Origin of the sequence: Thalassobaculum litoreum DSM 18839 (genome assembly GCF_900102465.1) — a bacterium.
Taxonomy (GTDB): Bacteria; Pseudomonadota; Alphaproteobacteria; order Thalassobaculales; family Thalassobaculaceae; genus Thalassobaculum; species Thalassobaculum litoreum.
The window spans coordinates 368,106-385,391 of sequence record NZ_FNBW01000002.1; the positions used below are offsets into that span (position 1 = coordinate 368,106).

14 protein-coding genes are annotated in these 17,286 nt (G+C 69.0%); 7 read left to right on the forward strand and 7 right to left on the reverse strand.

Annotated elements, in window-relative coordinates; all coding sequences use genetic code 11:
• Positions 1-3: 3 nt before the first annotated feature.
• Positions 4-456, forward strand: coding sequence for a MaoC family dehydratase (locus tag BLS34_RS04915; protein WP_093148572.1), 453 nt, complete (start codon positions 4-6; stop codon positions 454-456).
• Positions 457-612: 156 nt separating this feature from the next.
• Here BLS34_RS04915 and BLS34_RS04920 read toward each other — a convergent pair whose 3' ends face one another.
• The 3 genes from BLS34_RS04920 to acdA form a co-directional block, all read right to left on the reverse strand.
• Positions 613-1,338, reverse strand: coding sequence for a class I SAM-dependent methyltransferase (locus BLS34_RS04920; RefSeq protein WP_093148575.1), 726 nt, complete (start codon positions 1,336-1,338; stop codon positions 613-615).
• Positions 1,339-1,435: 97 nt separating this feature from the next.
• The gene (locus tag BLS34_RS04925) at positions 1,436-3,061 is read right to left on the reverse strand and encodes a thiamine pyrophosphate-binding protein (protein WP_093148577.1); all 1,626 of its coding nucleotides are present in this window, start codon (positions 3,059-3,061) and stop codon (positions 1,436-1,438) included.
• Between the two features lie 40 nt (positions 3,062-3,101).
• Positions 3,102-4,340, reverse strand: coding sequence for a 3-sulfinopropanoyl-CoA desulfinase (gene acdA, locus BLS34_RS04930; RefSeq protein ID WP_093148580.1), 1,239 nt, complete (start codon positions 4,338-4,340; stop codon positions 3,102-3,104).
• Positions 4,341-4,443: 103 nt separating this feature from the next.
• Here acdA and BLS34_RS04935 point away from each other — a divergent pair, with 103 nt between their 5' ends.
• A complete protein-coding gene (locus BLS34_RS04935; protein ID WP_175474098.1) occupies positions 4,444-5,307 on the forward strand; it encodes a LysR family transcriptional regulator in 864 nt (287 codons plus the stop codon).
• A 264-nt stretch (positions 5,308-5,571) separates the two neighbouring features.
• Here BLS34_RS04935 and BLS34_RS04940 read toward each other — a convergent pair whose 3' ends face one another.
• On the reverse strand, positions 5,572-7,245 hold the full coding sequence (locus BLS34_RS04940) for a formate--tetrahydrofolate ligase (RefSeq protein ID WP_093148585.1): 1,674 nt from the start codon (positions 7,243-7,245) through the stop codon (positions 5,572-5,574).
• Between the two features lie 168 nt (positions 7,246-7,413).
• Here BLS34_RS04940 and BLS34_RS04945 point away from each other — a divergent pair, with 168 nt between their 5' ends.
• Entirely contained in the window at positions 7,414-8,142 is a 729-nt protein-coding gene (locus BLS34_RS04945) for a VIT1/CCC1 transporter family protein (protein WP_093148588.1), read from the forward strand.
• Between the two features lie 29 nt (positions 8,143-8,171).
• Here the strand turns inward: BLS34_RS04945 and BLS34_RS04950 are convergent, their stop codons facing one another.
• Positions 8,172-8,840: a ferredoxin gene (locus BLS34_RS04950; RefSeq protein WP_093148590.1), complete on the reverse strand. Its 669-nt coding sequence runs from the start codon at positions 8,838-8,840 to the stop codon at positions 8,172-8,174.
• Between the two features lie 278 nt (positions 8,841-9,118).
• Here BLS34_RS04950 and BLS34_RS04955 point away from each other — a divergent pair, with 278 nt between their 5' ends.
• Both BLS34_RS04955 and BLS34_RS04960 read left to right on the forward strand, forming a co-directional pair.
• Entirely contained in the window at positions 9,119-10,147 is a 1,029-nt protein-coding gene (locus tag BLS34_RS04955) for a GlxA family transcriptional regulator (protein WP_093148592.1), read from the forward strand.
• 133 nt (positions 10,148-10,280) lie between these two features.
• Positions 10,281-11,546 carry an Hsp70 family protein gene (locus BLS34_RS04960; protein ID WP_093148594.1) on the forward strand — a complete coding sequence of 422 codons (1,266 nt, stop codon included), beginning with the start codon at positions 10,281-10,283 and terminating at the stop codon, positions 11,544-11,546.
• A 270-nt stretch (positions 11,547-11,816) separates the two neighbouring features.
• Here BLS34_RS04960 and BLS34_RS04965 read toward each other — a convergent pair whose 3' ends face one another.
• Positions 11,817-12,560, reverse strand: coding sequence for a DUF1045 domain-containing protein (locus BLS34_RS04965; protein WP_093148597.1), 744 nt, complete (start codon positions 12,558-12,560; stop codon positions 11,817-11,819).
• A 123-nt stretch (positions 12,561-12,683) separates the two neighbouring features.
• Here BLS34_RS04965 and BLS34_RS04970 point away from each other — a divergent pair, with 123 nt between their 5' ends.
• Positions 12,684-13,829, forward strand: coding sequence for an alpha-D-ribose 1-methylphosphonate 5-triphosphate diphosphatase (locus BLS34_RS04970; RefSeq protein ID WP_093148599.1), 1,146 nt, complete (start codon positions 12,684-12,686; stop codon positions 13,827-13,829).
• Between the two features lie 173 nt (positions 13,830-14,002).
• On the opposite strand, the gene BLS34_RS04975 is transcribed toward BLS34_RS04970, so the two are convergent.
• Positions 14,003-15,886 (reverse strand): monovalent cation:proton antiporter-2 (CPA2) family protein, encoded by a 1,884-nt coding sequence (locus tag BLS34_RS04975; protein ID WP_051244257.1) that lies wholly within the window; start codon positions 15,884-15,886, stop codon positions 14,003-14,005.
• A 195-nt stretch (positions 15,887-16,081) separates the two neighbouring features.
• On the opposite strand from BLS34_RS04975, the gene BLS34_RS04980 reads away from it, so the two are divergent.
• Positions 16,082-17,251 carry an iron-containing alcohol dehydrogenase gene (locus BLS34_RS04980; protein ID WP_028793729.1) on the forward strand — a complete coding sequence of 390 codons (1,170 nt, stop codon included), beginning with the start codon at positions 16,082-16,084 and terminating at the stop codon, positions 17,249-17,251.
• Positions 17,252-17,286: the final 35 nt, after the last annotated feature.

Consider the following 17,286-nt stretch of genomic DNA (forward strand, 5'->3'; position numbering starts at 1 on the left):
CGCGTGCGCGAGAAGAAGTATTTCGAGGATTTCCAGGTCGGCGACGTGCTCACCGGCCAGCGGGTGACGGTGACCGAAAGCCAGATCGTCGACTTCGCCTTCAAATGGGACCCGCAGCCGTTCCACGTTTCCAAGCCGGATGCGGAAGCGACGATGTTCGGCGGCCTGATCGCCAGCGGCTTCCATACCCTGGCGTTGACCTTCCGCCTGATCTGGCAGGCCGGCCCGCATCAGGAGACCAATGTCGGCGGCACCGGCATGGACAACCTGCGCTGGCCCCGCCCGGTGCGTCCGGGCGACACCCTGTCGGCGACGGCCGAGGTGATGGAGCTGATACCCTCCTCGTCCCGCCCGTTCGGCCGGGTGAAGCTGGCCTATACGACGAAGAACCAGAACGAAGAGGTGGTGATGACCTGTGAGATGCACCACCTGCTGGCGACGCGGCCCAGCGAATAACGCCCTTATCACTCCTACCTTTGTCATCCCGGTGAGCTCCGGGCTTGACCCGGAGGTCGGCCGGGACCCAGCCGAACAAACCCTTGGTCCCGGCCCAAGCCCCGGTCGAGCCCGGTCTTGTCCGGGATGACGGTGAACGCGCAACAGAACCGGGTCCTAGCCCCGGACCCCGCTCATGATCACGTGGCCGGCCTTCATCCAGTGCAGGTCGACGCCCTGGAACCCCGTGCCGCGCAGCCAGTCGAGCAGGTCCGTCACGCTCGACGGTTTGTCCAACGGGTCCGGCCCCGGCAGGCGGTAGTAATTCCAGTCCTCGGCCACGAACCGCTCGTAGCCGCCCAGCGTGCCGTCGGTGTCCAGCGCCCGGCGGCGGGTCTCGGCGTCCCAGGCATCGCCGGCGATCCTGCGACCCGCCGCCGTCACGGGCTCGACCAGATCGGCCATGACGAACACGCCGCCGGGCTTCAGCGCGGCATGGATGTCGGCGAAGAGCCGCTGCTTGCCCGGCCCGTCCAGATGGTGGATCGCCAGCGACGAAACGACCGCGTGCAACGGCTCGGGAGGCGTTCGCCAGGCCGTGTCGGCGATGTCGATGAGTGCCGCGTCCAGCCGCTCCGCGTCCCTGCCGGCCGCCGTCCGGGTGGTTTCCAGCATGCTTTGCGACCCGTCCAGCGCCAGCACCCGCAGGGTCGGAATCCGCTCCAGCATCGCCGCCGTCAGCCCACCCGCCCCACAGCAGATATCCATCGCCAGGGCCGCACCATCGGGCTGCGGGATCAGGGAGAGGATCGTCTCCACCTGCAGCTCGCGCTCCGGCACGGCGTAGTGGGCGAGGTCGCGGAAGGCGGCGCTGGTGTCTTCGGTCCAGACGGGATCGGACATGTCGGTCTCCGGTGCTGGGTTCCGGCCCAATCCCGGATCAAGTCCGGGTTTGGCCGGGATGACGAAATTTGAACCGAAGGGTGAGCGTCCCCCCGCGTCAAATCCGGCCGTCGTAGCTCTTGCGATCGATGCGGCAGGCGCAGACGGTGAAGGTGTCAGCCTTCAGACCCTCGCTCACTGCCGTCCCCAGGCTTTCCCGGTCCTCGCAGACCACGCCGCGGCCGCCGAGCACCCTCGCCAGAGCGGCGAAGTCGGTCTCGGGGAAGTCCACCCCGGCATTGGCATAGGTCATCGCGCGCTGCTTCAGCTCGATCAGCGCCAGGGACGCATCCACGAAGACCACGACCACCACCGGCACCTTGGCGTCACGCAGGGTGACCAGCTCGCCCAGGATCATCTCCAGCCCGGCATCGCCGGTGAAGGCGACCACCCCACGATCGGGTGCCGCCATCTTCGCGCCGATGGCCAGCGGCAGGGCGCAGCCCATGGTGCACAGCCCCGTGGATTGCAGCACCGCATGCGGCACGAAGCTCTCCCAGACCTGGCTCGCCAGGATGCGGTGGGCGCCGCTGTCCACGGTGATCACGCCGTCGCGCGGCAGCGCCTTGCGCACGGTGGTCACGATGGCGGCAGGACCCCAGGCCTCGTTCTGGCCATAGGCGCCGGCCAGGGCCTGACGGGCCGCCGCCGGCTCTCCCCCCGGCCAGCGGGTCGGCTTCGCCGTCACACGGTCGCCGATTACCGACAGGGTCTTGCCCACATGGCCGACGAAGGCGAGGGAGGCCTGGTGCATATAAGCGGTGTTGGGCGCCGCGGTGATGTCGATCACCCGCTGTTCCGCCGGGTCCCAGACATCGCGCCAGCCGACCCGCATCTCGATCGGATCGTAGCCGGCCAGCAGGATCAGGTCGGCCTGCTTCAGCAGCGGCAGGATCTGCTTGTCCGCGACCGGGGAGAGCCCGGCCCCGCCCAGCGACAGCGGGCTGTCGTCGGGCACCACGCCCTTCGCCTTGTAGGTCGCGACCGTCGGGATGGCGAACCGTTCGGCGAAGGCCCGAACCTCGTCGGCGCAACCCTGGGTCACCACGTCGAGGCCGACGACCATCACCGGCTTCTCCGCCTCGGCCAGCCACGCGCAGGCGGTCTCGAGGTCGGGGCCTGCCGCGGGCACGGCGGCCATGTCCGGCACCCGGCGGATCGGCCGCGCGGGGACGGGCACCTCGGCGGCGGCGACGGCGATCGGCAGATCCAGATGCACCGGGCCGGGACGCTGGTCCAGGGCGATGGCCACCGCCTTGTCGGCCAGGGCGTCGATCGCGCCGGCGCTGACCCGGAAGCTCGCCTTGGTGATCGGGCGGAAGATCTGCTGGTGGTCGAAGACCTGGTGGTTGTAGGTGACCGTCTCGTCCTCGTCGACACAGCCGGTGATGACGATCAGCGGCACCCGGTCCTGCTCGGCATTGGCGGCGACGTTGACCGCGTTCGCCGCCCCCGGACCCACGGTGCAGACCAGAATGCCGGGCGCGCCGGTCATGTGGTGCACGCCCTCGGCCATGAAGCCAGCCGCGTTCTCGTGCTTGGCGAGGCGGAACTCGATGCCCGCCTTCTCCAGCGCGTCGACGATGGTCAGCACTTCGCCGCCGGGGATGCCGAAGGCGTAGCGGCAACCGGCTTCGTACAGGCGCCGCGCGAGCAGGTCGGCGGCGCGCACCATCTCGGTCATGGGAGTCCTCGGCTGTATGGCGGCGGCTATATGGCGGCGTTTATTCGGCGGCCTGGATGCGGGCGGCCTGCTCGGCCTCGGCCAGCTTGTGGTGGCCGTCGCGAGTCTGCGGCAGCTTGCGCTCCAGCAGGCGCGAGGCGACCACCGTGCGCAGGATCTGGGCCGTGCCGCCGCCGATGGTGAACATCCGGGCGTCGCGCTGGATCCGCTCCATCGGGTAGTTGCGGGAATAGCCGCGCGCGCCGAACACCTGCAGGGCGTCGGTCGTCACCTTGATCGCCATCTCCGAGGCGAAGATCTTCGACTGGGCCGCCGCCAGACTATCCGGAAACGGGCTGCCGTTGGTGCCCTCGGTCGCCGCCGCCCGCCAGATCAGGGCACGGGCCGCTTCCACCTGCACGCTCATGTCGGCCAGCATCCATTGCAGGCCCTGGAACTCGGCGATCGGCCGGCCGAACTGCTCGCGCTCCTTGGAGAAGGTCAGCGCCCGGCGATAGGCGCCCTCGGCCAGCCCCAGCGCCACCGTGCCGGCGCCGACTCGCTGGGCGTTATAGGCGTTCATCAGGTCGGCGAAGCCGCGCTTCAGCCCGCTCGGCGGCATCACCAGCCGGTCGGCGGAGAGTTCCAGATTCTGGAACAGCACTTCGGTCTCGGGAATGCCGCGCAGGCCCATGGTCGGCTCGCGGGTGCCGATGACCAGCCCCTTGTCCTCGTCGCGGAAGGCGATGAACCCGCCGATGCCGAGTTCCTCGCCGCTCTCGTCGAACACCCGGGCGAAGATCAGGTGCAGCTTCGACACCCCGCCGCCGGTGATCCAGTGCTTCTTGCCGTTCAGGACGTAGGCGTCGCCCTTCCGGTCGGCGCGGGTTGTCATCTGGGTGGCGGCGGAGCCGGCATCGGGCTCGGTGATGCAGATCGCCAGCTTGTCGCCGGACAGCACATGCTCGGCGGCGATCCTGCGCTGCCACTCGCTGCCGTACTGGAGGAGCGCGGAGATCGCGCCCATGTTGCCTTCCACGACGATGCGGCCGGTGACGCCGCATTGTGCCGCCATCTCCTCGATGACCAGCACCACGTCGAGGAAGCTGTGGCCCGCGCCGCCCAGTTCCTTCGGCACGGTCATGCCCATGAAGCCGGCCTCGGTCAGCGCCTTCACGTTGTCCCAGGGATACTGCTCGCTGCGGTCGACCTCGGCGGCGCGCGGCGCGATCACGGTCTCGGCCAGATCGCGGGCCTTGGCGCGCAACTCTTCCTGGGCGGCGGTCAGGGCAAAGCTCATGGATTTCCTCCCTCACGAAAGCGTGAGCTATCCTCGCGCCGCACCCGACTTCAAACAAGCGAATAATCTTGATCATCTTCTTCAGTTATCCTTACTTTATGCCATGAACATCCGGCATCTCGAGACCCTGCTCGCCATCGCCGACAGCGGCAGTTTTGCCGCCGCCGCCGAGCGGGTCGGCGTGACCCAGTCGGCCGTCTCCATGCAGATGAAGACCTTGGAGGAGGAGCTGGGGGCCGCCCTGTTCGACCGGGCGCGGCGGCCGCCGGTGCTGAACGACACCGCCGACGGGCTGCTGTCCCGGGTGCGCGAGCTGGTACGGCTGTCGGAGGATATCCGCGCGGTCGCGGCGGGGACGAGCGCGCGGGGCCGGCTGAGGCTGGGGATCATCCCGACGGCGGCGACCGGGCTGGTGCCGGCGGCCCTGGCCCGGCTGGCGGTGCGGGCACCGGAGCTGCGCATCCGGGTGGAATCGGGCCTGTCCGCCGACCTGCTGCGCCGGGTGGCTCAGGGCGCGCTGGACGCCGCCGTGGTGACCGAGACACCGCGGCTGGAGCGCGGACTGGTGCTGAACCCGATCCACGAGGAGCCGCTGGTGGTCGCCGCCCCGATCGGGGCCACTGGGCGCACCGACCGGGACCTGCTGCGCACCCTGCCCTTCGTGCGCTTCAACCGGCGCACGGGGGTCGGCCGGGTGATCGACACGGCGTTACGCCAGCGCCGGATCGTGGTGTCGGAGGCGATGGAGCTGGACTCGATCGAGGCGATCCTGGCGATGGTCTCGCGCGGCCTCGGCGTGGCGGTGGCCCCGGCGGAGTCGGTGACCGAGGAACTGCGCGAGACGGTGCGCACGGTGCCGTTCGGCAATCCGGCGGTCGTGCGCCGGGTCGCCCTGGTCGAACGCGAGCGCGGCGACGTGACCGCGGCGACGGCGCTGCTGCTGGAGGAGCTGCGGGCGGGAGGCTAGCTCCGCATCTCCCCCCGTCATCCTGATGGCAATCAGGATCTGCGGTGCACCGGCGCCGGCAGCTTGGTCCTGACCTTCATCAGGACGACGGGAGGGGTTGAGGAATAGGACGGCCGAAAACCAAACCCGTCATCCCGGACGGCCCCGGACTTGATCCGGGGGCGGGCCGGGACCCAGCACCGCCGCGCCCATCAAGGTCCCGGCCCAAGCCCGGATCGGGTCCGGGCTTGTCCGGGATGACAAGTTGTGGGGAGAGGGTCGGGCCTAAAACAGCCCCTCGATCTGACCCTCGGCGTTCAGGGTGATCTTGTTCGCCGCCGGGACGCGCGGCAGGCCCGGCATGGTCATGATCTCGCCGCAGACCGCGACCACGAACTCCGCCCCGTTCGACAGCCGCACCTCGCGCACCGGCAGGGTGTGGCCGGTCGGCGCGCCCTTGGCGTTCGGGTCGGTGGAGAAGCTGTACTGGGTCTTGGCGATGCAGACCGGGTAGGAACCGCCGCCGTTCTTCTCGATATCGGCGATGGCGGTGGACGCCTTGCCCTCGAACACCACGTCGTCGGCCCGGTAGATCTCCTTGGCGATGGTGCGGATCTTGTCCTTCAGGCCGAGTTCGTCGCCGTAGAGCGGCTTGAACGCCGCCGTGCCGCCCTCGACCAGACCGACCATATGATGGGCCAGCGCCTCGGTACCGGCCGAGCCGTCGGCCCAGTGGGTGCACTCGATGGCCTCCACGCCCAGACTCTCCAGCTCCTTGCGCACCGCCTCGATCTCGGCATCGGTGTCGGTAATGAAGCGGTTCAGGGCGACCGCCACCGGCACGCCGAATTTCTGGGTGTTCTCCACGTGGCGGGCGATGTTGGACACGCCCTTGCGCACCGCCTCGAGGTTCTCGTGGCCGAGATCCTCCTTGGCCACCCCGCCATGCATCTTCAGCGCCCGCACCGTGCCGACGACGACGGCGGCCGCCGGCGACAGGCCGGCCTTGCGGCACTTGATGTCGAAGAACTTCTCCGCCCCCAGATCGGCGCCGAACCCGGCCTCGGTCACCACGTAATCGGCTAGCTTCAGCGCGGTCTGGGTCGCCATCACCGAGTTGCAGCCATGGGCGATGTTGGCGAACGGGCCGCCATGGATGAAGGCCGGGTTGTTCTCCAGCGTCTGCACCAGGTTCGGCGACAGCGCGTCCTTCAGCAGCACGGTCATCGCGCCGTCGGCCTCGAGCTGGCGGGCGAAGATCTGGTCGCGGTCGCGGGTCTGGCCGACCACGATCTGGCCGAGCCGGCGCTTCAGGTCGTCCAGCGAGGTCGACAGGCATAGGATCGCCATGATCTCCGAGGCGACGACGATGTCGAACCCGTCCTCGCGCGGGAAGCCGTTGGCCACCCCGCCGAGCGAGTTGACGATCGAGCGCAGGGCCCGGTCGTTCATGTCGAGCGCCCGGCGCCAGCCGATGCGCCGCGGGTCGAGCCCGACCGCGTTGCCCCAATAGACGTGGTTGTCGATCAGCGCCGCCAGCAGGTTGTTGGCCGCGGCGATGGCGTGGAAATCGCCGGTGAAGTGGAGGTTGATGTCCTCCATCGGAACCACCTGGGCATAGCCGCCGCCGGCCGCCCCGCCCTTGACCCCGAAGCAGGGACCGAGCGACGGCTCGCGCAGGCACATGGCGGCCTTCTTGCCGATCCGGTTCAGCGCGTCGCCGAGGCCGACGGTGGTGGTGGTCTTGCCCTCGCCGGCGGCCGTCGGGTTGATGCCGGTGACCAGGATCAGCTTGCCGTCGGGATTGGCGGCCAGGCTCTCGATATAGCCGAGATCGATCTTCGCCTTGGTATGGCCGTAGGGCATGAGGTGCTCGGGCGCGATGCCGAGCTTGGCGCCGATCTCCATGATCGGCTGCATCTTGGCCTCGCGGGCGATCTCGATGTCGGACTTCACCATGGCCGGCCCCTCCCTTCGGGCGATCCCCATCGGCGGTTTCGATGGGTTGATTGACGCTACGCGCCGGAGACTAGCGGCAACGGCCGGGGATGTGGTTGCCGAATTGCGACACTCATGGGCTTAGGGACGCCGTGTCGCGAAACGGGGTTCGCCGCTACACTACCGCCCATGCCGCTCGAACACGCCCATGACCCCGCCTCCATCCGCCGCCGCATCGCCGGGCGGCCGGACGCGATGTATCTGCGCGACTGGATCTATGGCGGGATCGACGGGGCCGTCACCACCTTCGCCATCGTTGCCGGCGTGGCCGGAGCCGAGCTGTCGGTCGGAGTCATCCTGATCCTCGGTTTCGCCAACCTGATCGCCGACGGGTTCTCGATGGCCGCCGCCAACTACTCCGGCACCAAGGCCGAGAAGGACGACGCCGCCCGGGTGCTCGCCATGGAGCACCGACACATCGCCGCCGAACCGGACGGCGAGCGCGAGGAGATCCGGCAGATCTTCGCCGCCAAGGGGTTCGAGGGCCGCGCCCTGGAGCGCGCCGTCGACACCATCACCGCCGACGAGGAGCGCTGGGCCAAGACCATGCTGGTCGAGGAGCACCACCTGGCTCCCGTCACCCGCTCGCCCTGGACGGCGGCGTGGGTGACGTTCTCCGCCTTCGTGGTCTGCGGACTGGTGCCGCTGATCCCGTACATGGCCGGCGGCGGACTCGCGGTGTCGACGGCGGTGACGGCGGCGGTGTTCTTCGCCATCGGCTCGGCCAAGGCGCGCTGGTCCCTGGCCCCCTGGTGGCGCTCGGGTGCGGAGACCCTGGCCATCGGCCTCGCCGCCGCCGGGCTGGCCTATGCGGTCGGCCATCTGCTGCGCGGGCTGGTCGGCGACGCCGGCCTCTAAGGCCAGCCTCCATTCTCCGAGGCCCGTATCTAAGGCTGTCGGGACCGGGGCAGGAAGGCCGCCATATGGAAGGCCTGCTGCTCCGGGCCATAGGCGTAGTCCCGGCCCACCGGGCAGGCATGGCGGGCCAGGCAGCCGCCGTCTCGACAGGCCGCTCCGTCGGGGCCGCCGGCATGGCTGCGGCAGGCGGCGACGTCGTAGCCGGACGCGTCGAACGCGCCGACCGGACAGGCCGACAGGCACGGCCGCCCGACACAGGTCTCGCAGGGACCGGCCGCCGTCGGCGGCTCGGGCAGCCCGATCGCGGTCGGGAACAGCAGCGCCGCGCGATAGGCGTGCCAGAGCCCGTACGCGGGATGGATCAGCAGGCCCAGCGGCGCGGGATGCACCGGCTCGGCGCGCATCGCCCATTGCTGGAACGGATGATAGGGCGGCCCGTCATTCGGCATCGCAACCCGGGCGCCGACGCGGCGCGCCACCGGCTCCAGCGCGCGGCGCACCCAGGCATCCAGCGGATCCGGCTCGACCCGACGCCCCGCCGCGAAGGCCGGCCAGAATGCGGGTCCCGCGTTGCCGACCAGCACCAGAGTCGCGACGCCATCCAGGCCGTCCTCGGGCCGAACGGCGAGGCCGCCGCGCGCGATCAGGCCGAGCGCGGACAGCTCGGCGGCGAGATCGGCATAGGACGACACGATCATTCCCGGACGCCCTCCCCGACGGCAACTCTCTTGCCAGGATCCGACCAAGACGCGGGCGCCGGCCGGCCTCGCGCGACCGTCTCCCGGCGGCCGAAGCATGATCGCACTTGCTCTCGGCCGCTGTAAGTGTATACGGCGTTAACCCTTTTTCGGGACCTGAGACGATTTTGTGAATGCGTGGGATCCGGGAATCGCAGTAGTCTGCGCCCGACACCTGATGCTCACGCACCCGGGCCGTCAAAGCGTCCAATGAGGCTAGCTGGGAGTGCAGTCTCGCGATGTTTGATGATCCAAACGAAATTCCGACGCGCATCGGGTTTCTGCTCGTCAACAATTTCTCGATGATGGCCTTCGCCTCGGCGGTGGAACCGCTGCGCTCGGCCAACCGCATGGCGAACGAGACCCTCTACGAGTGGCGGGTGTACAGCGTCGACGGCAGGCCGGTCTCCGCCAGCAACGGCATCGAGGTGGTGCCGGACGGGCCGATGGCGCAGCTCGACCGCGAGAAGGTGGTCGCCGTGGTCGCCGGCATCGACGTGCAGAAATTCGAGGACGAGCGGGTGCTGGGCTTCCTGCGCCGCGCCTCGCGCCAGGGCCGGGCGGTGGGCGCGCTGTGTACCGGCAGCCACGTGCTGGCCAAGGCCGGGCTGCTGGACGACCGGCGCTGCACGATCCATTGGGAGAACCTGGGCGGCTTCACCGAGGAGTTCCCGGAGATCGAGGTCTCCTCCGACCTGTACGAGATCGACCGCGACCGCTTCACCTGCTCCGGCGGCACCGCGTCGCTGGACATGATGCTGCACCTGATCGGCCGGCAGCACGGCCAGACCCTGGCCAACCAGGTGTCCGAGCAGTTCATCCACGATCGCATCCGCGAGCCGCACGACCACCAGCGCATGGAACTGCGCGCCCGGATCGGCGTCAGCCACCCCAAGCTGATCTCGGTGATCAGCGAGATGGAAGCCAACCTGGAGGAACCGCTGACCCAGACCGATCTGGCCGAGCGGGCGGGCCTGTCCACCCGGCAGCTGGAGCGGCTGTTCCGCAAGTATCTGAATGCCACGCCGACCCGCTATTACCTGACCCTGCGCCTGCAGCGGGCGCGGCAGCTGCTGACCCAGACGTCGATGTCGATCCTGTCGGTGGCGCTGGCCTGCGGCTTCGTGTCGGCCAGCCACTTCTCCAAGTGCTACCGCGAATGCTTCGGCCGCACGCCGCGGGCGGAGCGGGCGATCGGCGGGGTGACCGGCAGCGCGCGGATCGCGCTGATTGCCGACGAGCTGCCGGTGCTGGCCGGACAGGCCTGAGCCGAGACACTTCCGAGTGACAGCCCGGCGGCAAATCGACTAGGGTCCGCCTCGATTTTCAGGACATCTCACGGGCCCCTGCCGACGCAGGGGCCCTTTTATGCTTTGGTCGATCGGGCGGGGGGACGGGTTCATGGGCGCGCAAGGGCTGGCGGCCGGGCTGGATTTCGGCACGTCGAATTCCGCGATCGGATTCGTGCGCGACGGCGCGCCGGTGCTGCACCGCTTCGAGGACGGCCGCACCCTGGTCCCCAGCGCCCTGTTCTACAGCGAGGACGAACGCGCCCTGCTGTTCGGAACCCAGGCGGAAGCCTGCTTCCTGGCCGAGGATGACGGCCGCTATCTGCGGGCGCTGAAGAGCATCCTGGGCACCAGCCTGACGGAGGAGCGCACCATCCTCGGGGGTCGCCCCTGGCCGTTCCGCCAGCTTCTGCTGCGCTTCGTGGCCTTCCTGAAGGCGGATGTCGAACGCCGGGAGGGCGCCTCCGTCACCACCCTGGTTGCCGGCCGGCCGGTACGGTTCAACGACGACCCCGAGCGCGACGCCGAGGCCGAGGCCTATCTGCACGGGATCTTCCGGGATGCCGGCTTCTCCCGGGTGCGGTTCGTCTACGAGCCGGTCGCCGCGATGATCGACGCGGGCGACCTGATGGAGGATCCAAGGCTGGTGATGGTCGCCGATATCGGCGGCGGGACCTCGGACTTCTCGGTCGCGCGCTGGCATCCGGTCGGCACCGGCAGCAGCGAGAACCGGTTCGAGATCCTGGCGAATTTCGGCGTGCGCATCGGCGGCACGGATCTCGACCGGCGCATCTCCCTGGACACGGCGATGCCGCTGCTCGGGTTGGGCTCGCAGACCCGCAGCCTGACGTCGAAGGAGATCCTGCCGGTGCCCGCGTCGTATTTCAGCGACCTGGCGACCTGGCACAAGATCCACCTGTTCTACTCGGCCAAGAACCGCAGCGAGATCGTCGATATCCAGCGCCTGGCGCTGGAGCCGGAGAAGATAGACCGGCTGCTGCATGTGATGGATCGCCGGCTCGGTCACCGGCTGGCGGCGCGGGTGGAGGCGCTGAAGATCCGCCTGGGCTCCGGCGGTGAGACCACCTTGGCCCTGCCGGATCTGGACGGTGCGCCCGCGCCGGTGGTCGACGAAAGTCGGCTGCGCCACGCCATCCGCCACGAGCTGGAGAGCCTGCGCCATGCGGTGACGCATACGCTGGAGCTTGCCGGCGTGGACGCGCGCGACATCGACCACATGGTTCTGACGGGAGGCACCACGCTGCTCCCGGTGGTGCGCGACACCCTGGCGGCCGGGGTTCCGGGGGCCAAGCTGGTGTCGTCGGATCCGTTCTGCGGCGTGGTGAACGGGCTGGCGAAGGCGGCTGCGGTCAAATAGCCGATCGTCGCCCTGAACTTGATTCAGGACCGAGCTGCTGACGTTCGGGTCCCGGCCCGTCCCCGGATCAGGTCCGGCGTCGTCCGGGATGACGGGTAGAGCTATGATTTAACTAATTAAAACACCGTCATCCCGGCGACCTCCGGGCTCGACCCGGAGATCGGCCGGGACCCAGTCCCCAACGCCGTATACCGGGTCCCGGCCCCCAGCCCCGAATAAGGTCCGGGGCTCTCCGGGATGACGGGAGAGGGATGAGCGTGAGGGCGGTCGCTACCCTCCAAACCCGAACCGCTCGACCTGGATGAAATCCGCCCCCTTGCGCGGCTGCTTGAACAGCGCCACCGCGTCCACCCGGAACGGCTCGGCGGTGACCGTCTCGGCGCGCGGGGTCAGGGCGGCGACCATCGCGTCGCGCTCCGGACCGTCCGGCAGGCGGGCCGACAGGGTCATGTGGAAGCGGAACTCGCCCATCACATAGGGATACCCCCACTGCTGCAGCAGGGTCTCCTGCTGGGCCGACAGGCCGGCCGTCCGCCGCCGCGCCAGCTCCGAGTCGCCGGGCAGGGCTCGAAACGGGTCCAGATCGCGCACGGCATCGGCGGCCAATGCGCTCATCCGATGGTCCGGCGGCGTCATCATCAGCGCCAGGAACCCGCCGAGCGAGCGCAGTCCGAGCTGTACCTCGAACGGCTCACGCCCCTTGGCGAAGTCGGCAAACGCGGCGAGCAGCTCGTCTTCGCTGCGTCCCGCGCGGAGGTAGAAGGGCGGCTTGATGGTGGCGTGAAAGCCGTAGCCGCGCGCGCTCTCGGTCAGTTCCGCCAACCGGTCCGCGCTCAGCCCCTCGACGGCCGGCTGAACCCGGCGCTCGCCGGTCGCGCAGTCCCGCCCCAGCCAGTCGGCCCCGAACTCCGCCAGCGGCGATCCCGGCTCCGGCGCCACATACAGGGCGTAGCGCGGCGCCGCCGGGTCCGGTTCGTCTGTTGCGCCGCCAGGAAAGCTGGGGAACTCGACCATTGTGACACTCCGGTGAAATTCACTCTGGCATATGGCGCGAACCGGCCCGAAACGGGTATCTAGAAGCACCAGCCTCTCGGCGCGCCGGTTATGCCATGCGTGCCCCCACAGGAGAAGACGGCGATGAAAAGAGGGATCGCGAGCCGGCGCGTGCTGCTGGCCGACGGCACGGTCGCGGATACGGTGGTCACGATCGAGGACGGTGCGATCTCCGCCATCGGCGCCGAAAGTTCCGGCAATGTCTGGGACGCGGGCGACGCCTGGGTGCTGCCGGGGGTCATCGATCTGCACGGCGACGCCTTCGAGCGCCAGATCATGCCGCGGCCGGGCGTGCATTTCCCGATGGACCTCGCCCTGCAGGATACCGACGCGCAGATGCTGGCGAACGGTATCTCCACCGCCTATCACGGCGTCACCTATTCCTGGGAGCCGGGTCTGCGCGGTCGGGAGTCGACCCTGAAGGTCAAGGCGGCGATCGAAGCGGCCAAGCCGCGTCTCGGCTGCGACACCCGCTTCCACCTGCGCCACGAGACCCACAACCTCGCCGCCGAGAAGGAAGTGCTGGACTGGCTGGCCGACGGCACGGTGGACCTGCTGGCCTTCAACGACCACAGCCATGTGAGCCTGCGCGAGATCGAGCAGAACGGGAAGTCGACCGCCACCTATGTCGGCCGCACCGGCCTCAGCCACGACCAGTTCATGGACCTGCTGCGCGAGGTCTGCGGCCGCCAGCCGGACGTGCCGGCCTCCATCGAGCGGCTGTCGAAGGCGGCGCTGGACAACGGCGTGGCGCTGGCCAGCCATGACGACGACGATCCGGATCTGCGGAGCTGGTACCACGGCCTGGGCTGCCGCATCGCCGAGTTTCCGATGAACACGCCGACGGCGGAGAAGGCGGTGGCGCTGGGCGATCCGGTGATCTGCGGCGCGCCGAACATCATCCGCGGCGGCAGCCATATGGGGACGCGCGGCGTGCGGGCGGCGACCGAGGTGAAGGAAGGACGCTGCACCATCCTGGTGTCCGACTACTACTATCCGGCGCTGGTGCAGGCGCCGTTCCGGCTGGTGCAGGACGGCGACTGCGATTTCGCGACGGCCTGGGGACTGGTCTCCACCAACCCGGCAAGGGCGGCGGGGCTGGACGACCGGGGCACGGTGGAGACGGGCAAGCGGGCCGATCTGGTGGTGCTCGACCAGCGCAACGGCGTGCCGGCGAAGGTCCTGGCCACGGTGGTTGAAGGACGAGACGCGTATCGGACGGCGGCGTAGTCGACCTTTTCCGAAAATAATCGTCATCCCGGACGCGCCCGGACTTGATCCGGGGGCGGGCCGGGACCCAGCGGGTGAAGCACGGTCCCGGCCTCACCCCGGGGCAAGCCCGGGGATGATCCGGGATGACGGGACAAGTTAGTAAGAAGCTTTGCCACCCGCTCCTTGTGCCGTCACTCCGCCGCCGTCTGACGAGGACGCTCCACCGGACGCGGGGCCTCGCCCGAGGCCTTGGCCGCTTCCTCTTCTGCCTCGAGTTCGGCCGCTTCCTGGTCGTGCTCGAACAGGCTGGCGAGATGGGCGGCGGCTTCCTTCTGGGTGCGGATCATCTCCGCCTCGTCGCGATGGATGGCGTATTGCTCGCGCAGGAGCTGCTCGTCGTATTCCTTGAAGCGCTTCACCATCTGGTCGGCCTTGCGGCCCGGAACGCCGAGTTCGCGGAACACCCGACCGGCCATGTCGAGGCTGCTGTCGAAATACTCGCGCACCACCTGGTCGACCCCGAGTTCCATCAGCCGGTAGACGTGGAACCGGTCATGGGCGCGGGCGAAGAGCTTCAGGTTCGGGAAATGCATGCCGGCGACGCGCGCCACCGAATCCGCACGCTCCGGATCGTCCACCGCGATCACCAGCAGTTTGGCCCGCCCCGCCCCGGCGGCTTCCAGAATCTGCAGGCGCGAGGCGTCGCCGAAATACGCGTCGTTGCCGAAGCGCCGGGCGATGGCGATGCGATCGTGGTCGCTGTCCAGCGCCACGAACTTGATCCGGCGCATGTTCAGCATACGGCCGATCATCTGACCGAAGCGGCCGAAGCCGGCGATGATCACCTGGGCGTCGTGATCCTCCATTTCCTCCGTCGTCGCGGGGCCGGCCACCTTGCGGGAGAACCGGTTTCGCGCCGCATCGGCGAGCTGGACGGCGAAGGGCGTCATCGCCATGGAGATCGCCACCACCAGGATCAGGAAATCGGCGGTCGAGCGATCCACCGCGCCGACATTGATCGCCTCGCCGAACAGCACGAAGGCGAACTCGCCGCCCTGGGGCAGCACGGCGGCCAGCGCCAGGGCCGCCTCCCATTTCATCCGCACCGCCCGGGCCAGGACGAAGATCGCCAGCCCCTTGACCGCGACCAGGCCGAGTGCGGCGCCGAAGGTCTTGAGCGGCGCGTCGAAGAAATGCGCCAGGTCGATCGACATGCCGACGGCAATGAAGAACAGGCCGAGCAGCAGGCCCTTGAACGGCTCGATATCCGCTTCCAGCCGATGGCGGTATTCGCTGTCCGCGAGCAGCACGCCGGCCAGGAAGGCGCCGAGCGCCATGGACAGGCCGATCCGCTCCATCGCCAGCGCCATGCCCAGCACGACCAGCAGGGCGGCGGCGGTGAACAGTTCCTGCACCCCCGTGCTGGACACCACCCGCAGCAGCGGCCGCAGCACCTTGCGGCCGACCACGATGATCAGCGCGACGGTGACGATGGAATAGGCGATGGAAAGATAGTCGGTATCCGCCAGCACCGCCTCGGTCGCCCCCTCCTCCACCAGCCCCGGCGCCTGGGCGATCCAGGGCAGCACGGCCAGGAGCGGGATCACCGCCATGTCCTGGAACAGCAGGATGGAAAAGGCGGCGCGGCCCTGCTGGGTGCGCAGCTCGCCCCGGTCGGCGAGGGTCTGCACGGCGAAGGCTGTGGACGACAGGGCCAGCACGAGCCCGATGACGATCGCCGTCTGCACGCCGAATCCAAGCGCATAGGAGCCGAGGCCGATGAGCGCCGCGCTGATCGCCACCTGGGCGGTGCCCAGTCCGAAGATCGGCCGCCGCAGGGCCCAGAGACGGGCCGGCATGAGCTCCAACCCGATGATGAACAAGAGCAGCACCACACCGAACTCGGCGAAGTGCAGAATCGCATCGACGTCGTCGATCAATCCCAGCACCGACGGGCCGATCGCGATCCCCGCGCCGAGATATCCCAGCAGGGCGCCGAGGCCGGCCTTACGGAACACGGGCACGGCGATGACCGCCGCCGTCAGAAAGACCACCGTGTCCTGGATGCCGGCCATGCGCGTTCCCGTTCAATCGTCGGTGTCGGGCCGAATTGATGCCCGGTCGGATCAGTTTAACATGGATGGGCCTCGGCGCGGTGAGAGACCCGCGAGTGGGAGTGCTGCAGCGGCGCTTGCGGCTTTTTCCGTGCCTCGCGTATCGTGCGCGCCCACACAATCATCAAACATCGCAATGCTATTGGGGGATGCGTCATGAGCGCCACGATCTTTGGGCCGAGAATCATGCTGATCGGCGGCGGGTCGATCGGCCGGGTCGGCGAAGTGCTGGCGAAGCTGCAGGTCAGCCGGCCGCTGATCGTCACCGACCCGTTCATGGTCTCCTCCGGCATGATCGCGCAGCTCACCGACCCGCTGTCCAAGGCGGGCATCGCCTATGACGTGTTCTCCGACACCGTGCCCGACCCGACCACCACAGTGGTGTCGGCCGGCACCGAGCGGCTGCGCTCCGGCGGGTTCGACGGGCTGATCGGCTTCGGCGGCGGCTCGCCGATGGACACCGCCAAGGCGATGAACATCCTGGCCGCCCATGGCGGGCAGATGCGCGACTACAAGGTGCCGAACGGCGTCGATACCGCCGCCGTGCCGCTGCTCTGCATCCCGACCACCGCCGGCACCGGCTCGGAGGTCACCCGCGGCACGGTGATCACCGATGTGGAGACCGACGAGAAGATGCTGGTCATGTGCCTGGCCGGCCAGGCGGACGCGGCCATCGTCGACTTCGAGCTGACCATGAAGAAGCCGTTCCGCCTGACCGCGGATACCGGCATCGACAGCTTCACCCACGCCCTGGAGGCCTTCGTCAGCCAGAAGCGGAACCCGTATTCCGACAGCATGGCGATCGCCGCCATGCAGCGGATCGGCGCCAACCTGAAGACCGCCTGCTTCGAGCCGGACAACCGCGCGGCGCGCGAGCAGATGATGCTGGGGGCGACCCAGGCGGGCCTGGCCTTCTCCAACGCCTCGGTCGCCCTGGTGCATGGTATGAGCCGGCCGATCGGCGCGCATTTCCATGTGCCGCACGGCCTGTCCAACGCCATGCTGCTGCCGGCGGTGACCAAGTTCTCGCTGGAGGCGGCCCTCGACCGCTACGCCCAGGCGGGCCGTCTGATCGGGGCGGCCGACGCCAAGGACAGCGACGAGAATGCCGCCAACAAGCTGTTGGACTGGCTGTACCAGACCAACGAGGATCTGCAGGTCCCCACGCCGCCGGCCTATGGCATCGAGGAGGCGAAGTGGACCGGGCTGATGGAGACCATGGCGTCCCAGTGCATCGCGTCGGGCTCCCACGCCAACAACCCGCGCATCCCGGAGCACGGCGAGATCGTCGAGCTGTACAAGCAGGTCTGGGCCGCCAACCGGTAAACTTCAGGGGGAGAGGGCGGCGGCCCTCTCCCACC

Bases quoted from the DNA above. Each gene is read 5' to 3' on its own strand.
- BLS34_RS04965 (WP_093148597.1), bottom strand. From the start codon at position 12,560: ATGGTCGAGTTCCCCAGCTTTCCTGGCGGCGCAACAGACGAACCGGAC.
- acdA (WP_093148580.1), bottom strand. From the start codon at position 4,340: ATGAGCTTTGCCCTGACCGCCGCCCAGGAAGAGTTGCGCGCCAAGGCC.
- BLS34_RS04955 (WP_093148592.1), top strand. From the start codon at position 9,119: ATGTTTGATGATCCAAACGAAATTCCGACGCGCATCGGGTTTCTGCTC.
- BLS34_RS04950 (WP_093148590.1), bottom strand. From the start codon at position 8,840: ATGATCGTGTCGTCCTATGCCGATCTCGCCGCCGAGCTGTCCGCGCTC.
- BLS34_RS04975 (WP_051244257.1), bottom strand. From the start codon at position 15,886: ATGGCCGGCATCCAGGACACGGTGGTCTTTCTGACGGCGGCGGTCATC.
- BLS34_RS04945 (WP_093148588.1), top strand. From the start codon at position 7,414: ATGCCGCTCGAACACGCCCATGACCCCGCCTCCATCCGCCGCCGCATC.
- BLS34_RS04980 (WP_028793729.1), top strand. From the start codon at position 16,082: ATGAGCGCCACGATCTTTGGGCCGAGAATCATGCTGATCGGCGGCGGG.
- BLS34_RS04970 (WP_093148599.1), top strand. From the start codon at position 12,684: ATGAAAAGAGGGATCGCGAGCCGGCGCGTGCTGCTGGCCGACGGCACG.
- BLS34_RS04940 (WP_093148585.1), bottom strand. From the start codon at position 7,245: ATGGTGAAGTCCGACATCGAGATCGCCCGCGAGGCCAAGATGCAGCCG.
- BLS34_RS04920 (WP_093148575.1), bottom strand. From the start codon at position 1,338: ATGTCCGATCCCGTCTGGACCGAAGACACCAGCGCCGCCTTCCGCGAC.
- BLS34_RS04960 (WP_093148594.1), top strand. From the start codon at position 10,281: ATGGGCGCGCAAGGGCTGGCGGCCGGGCTGGATTTCGGCACGTCGAAT.
- BLS34_RS04925 (WP_093148577.1), bottom strand. From the start codon at position 3,061: ATGACCGAGATGGTGCGCGCCGCCGACCTGCTCGCGCGGCGCCTGTAC.
- BLS34_RS04935 (WP_175474098.1), top strand. From the start codon at position 4,444: ATGAACATCCGGCATCTCGAGACCCTGCTCGCCATCGCCGACAGCGGC.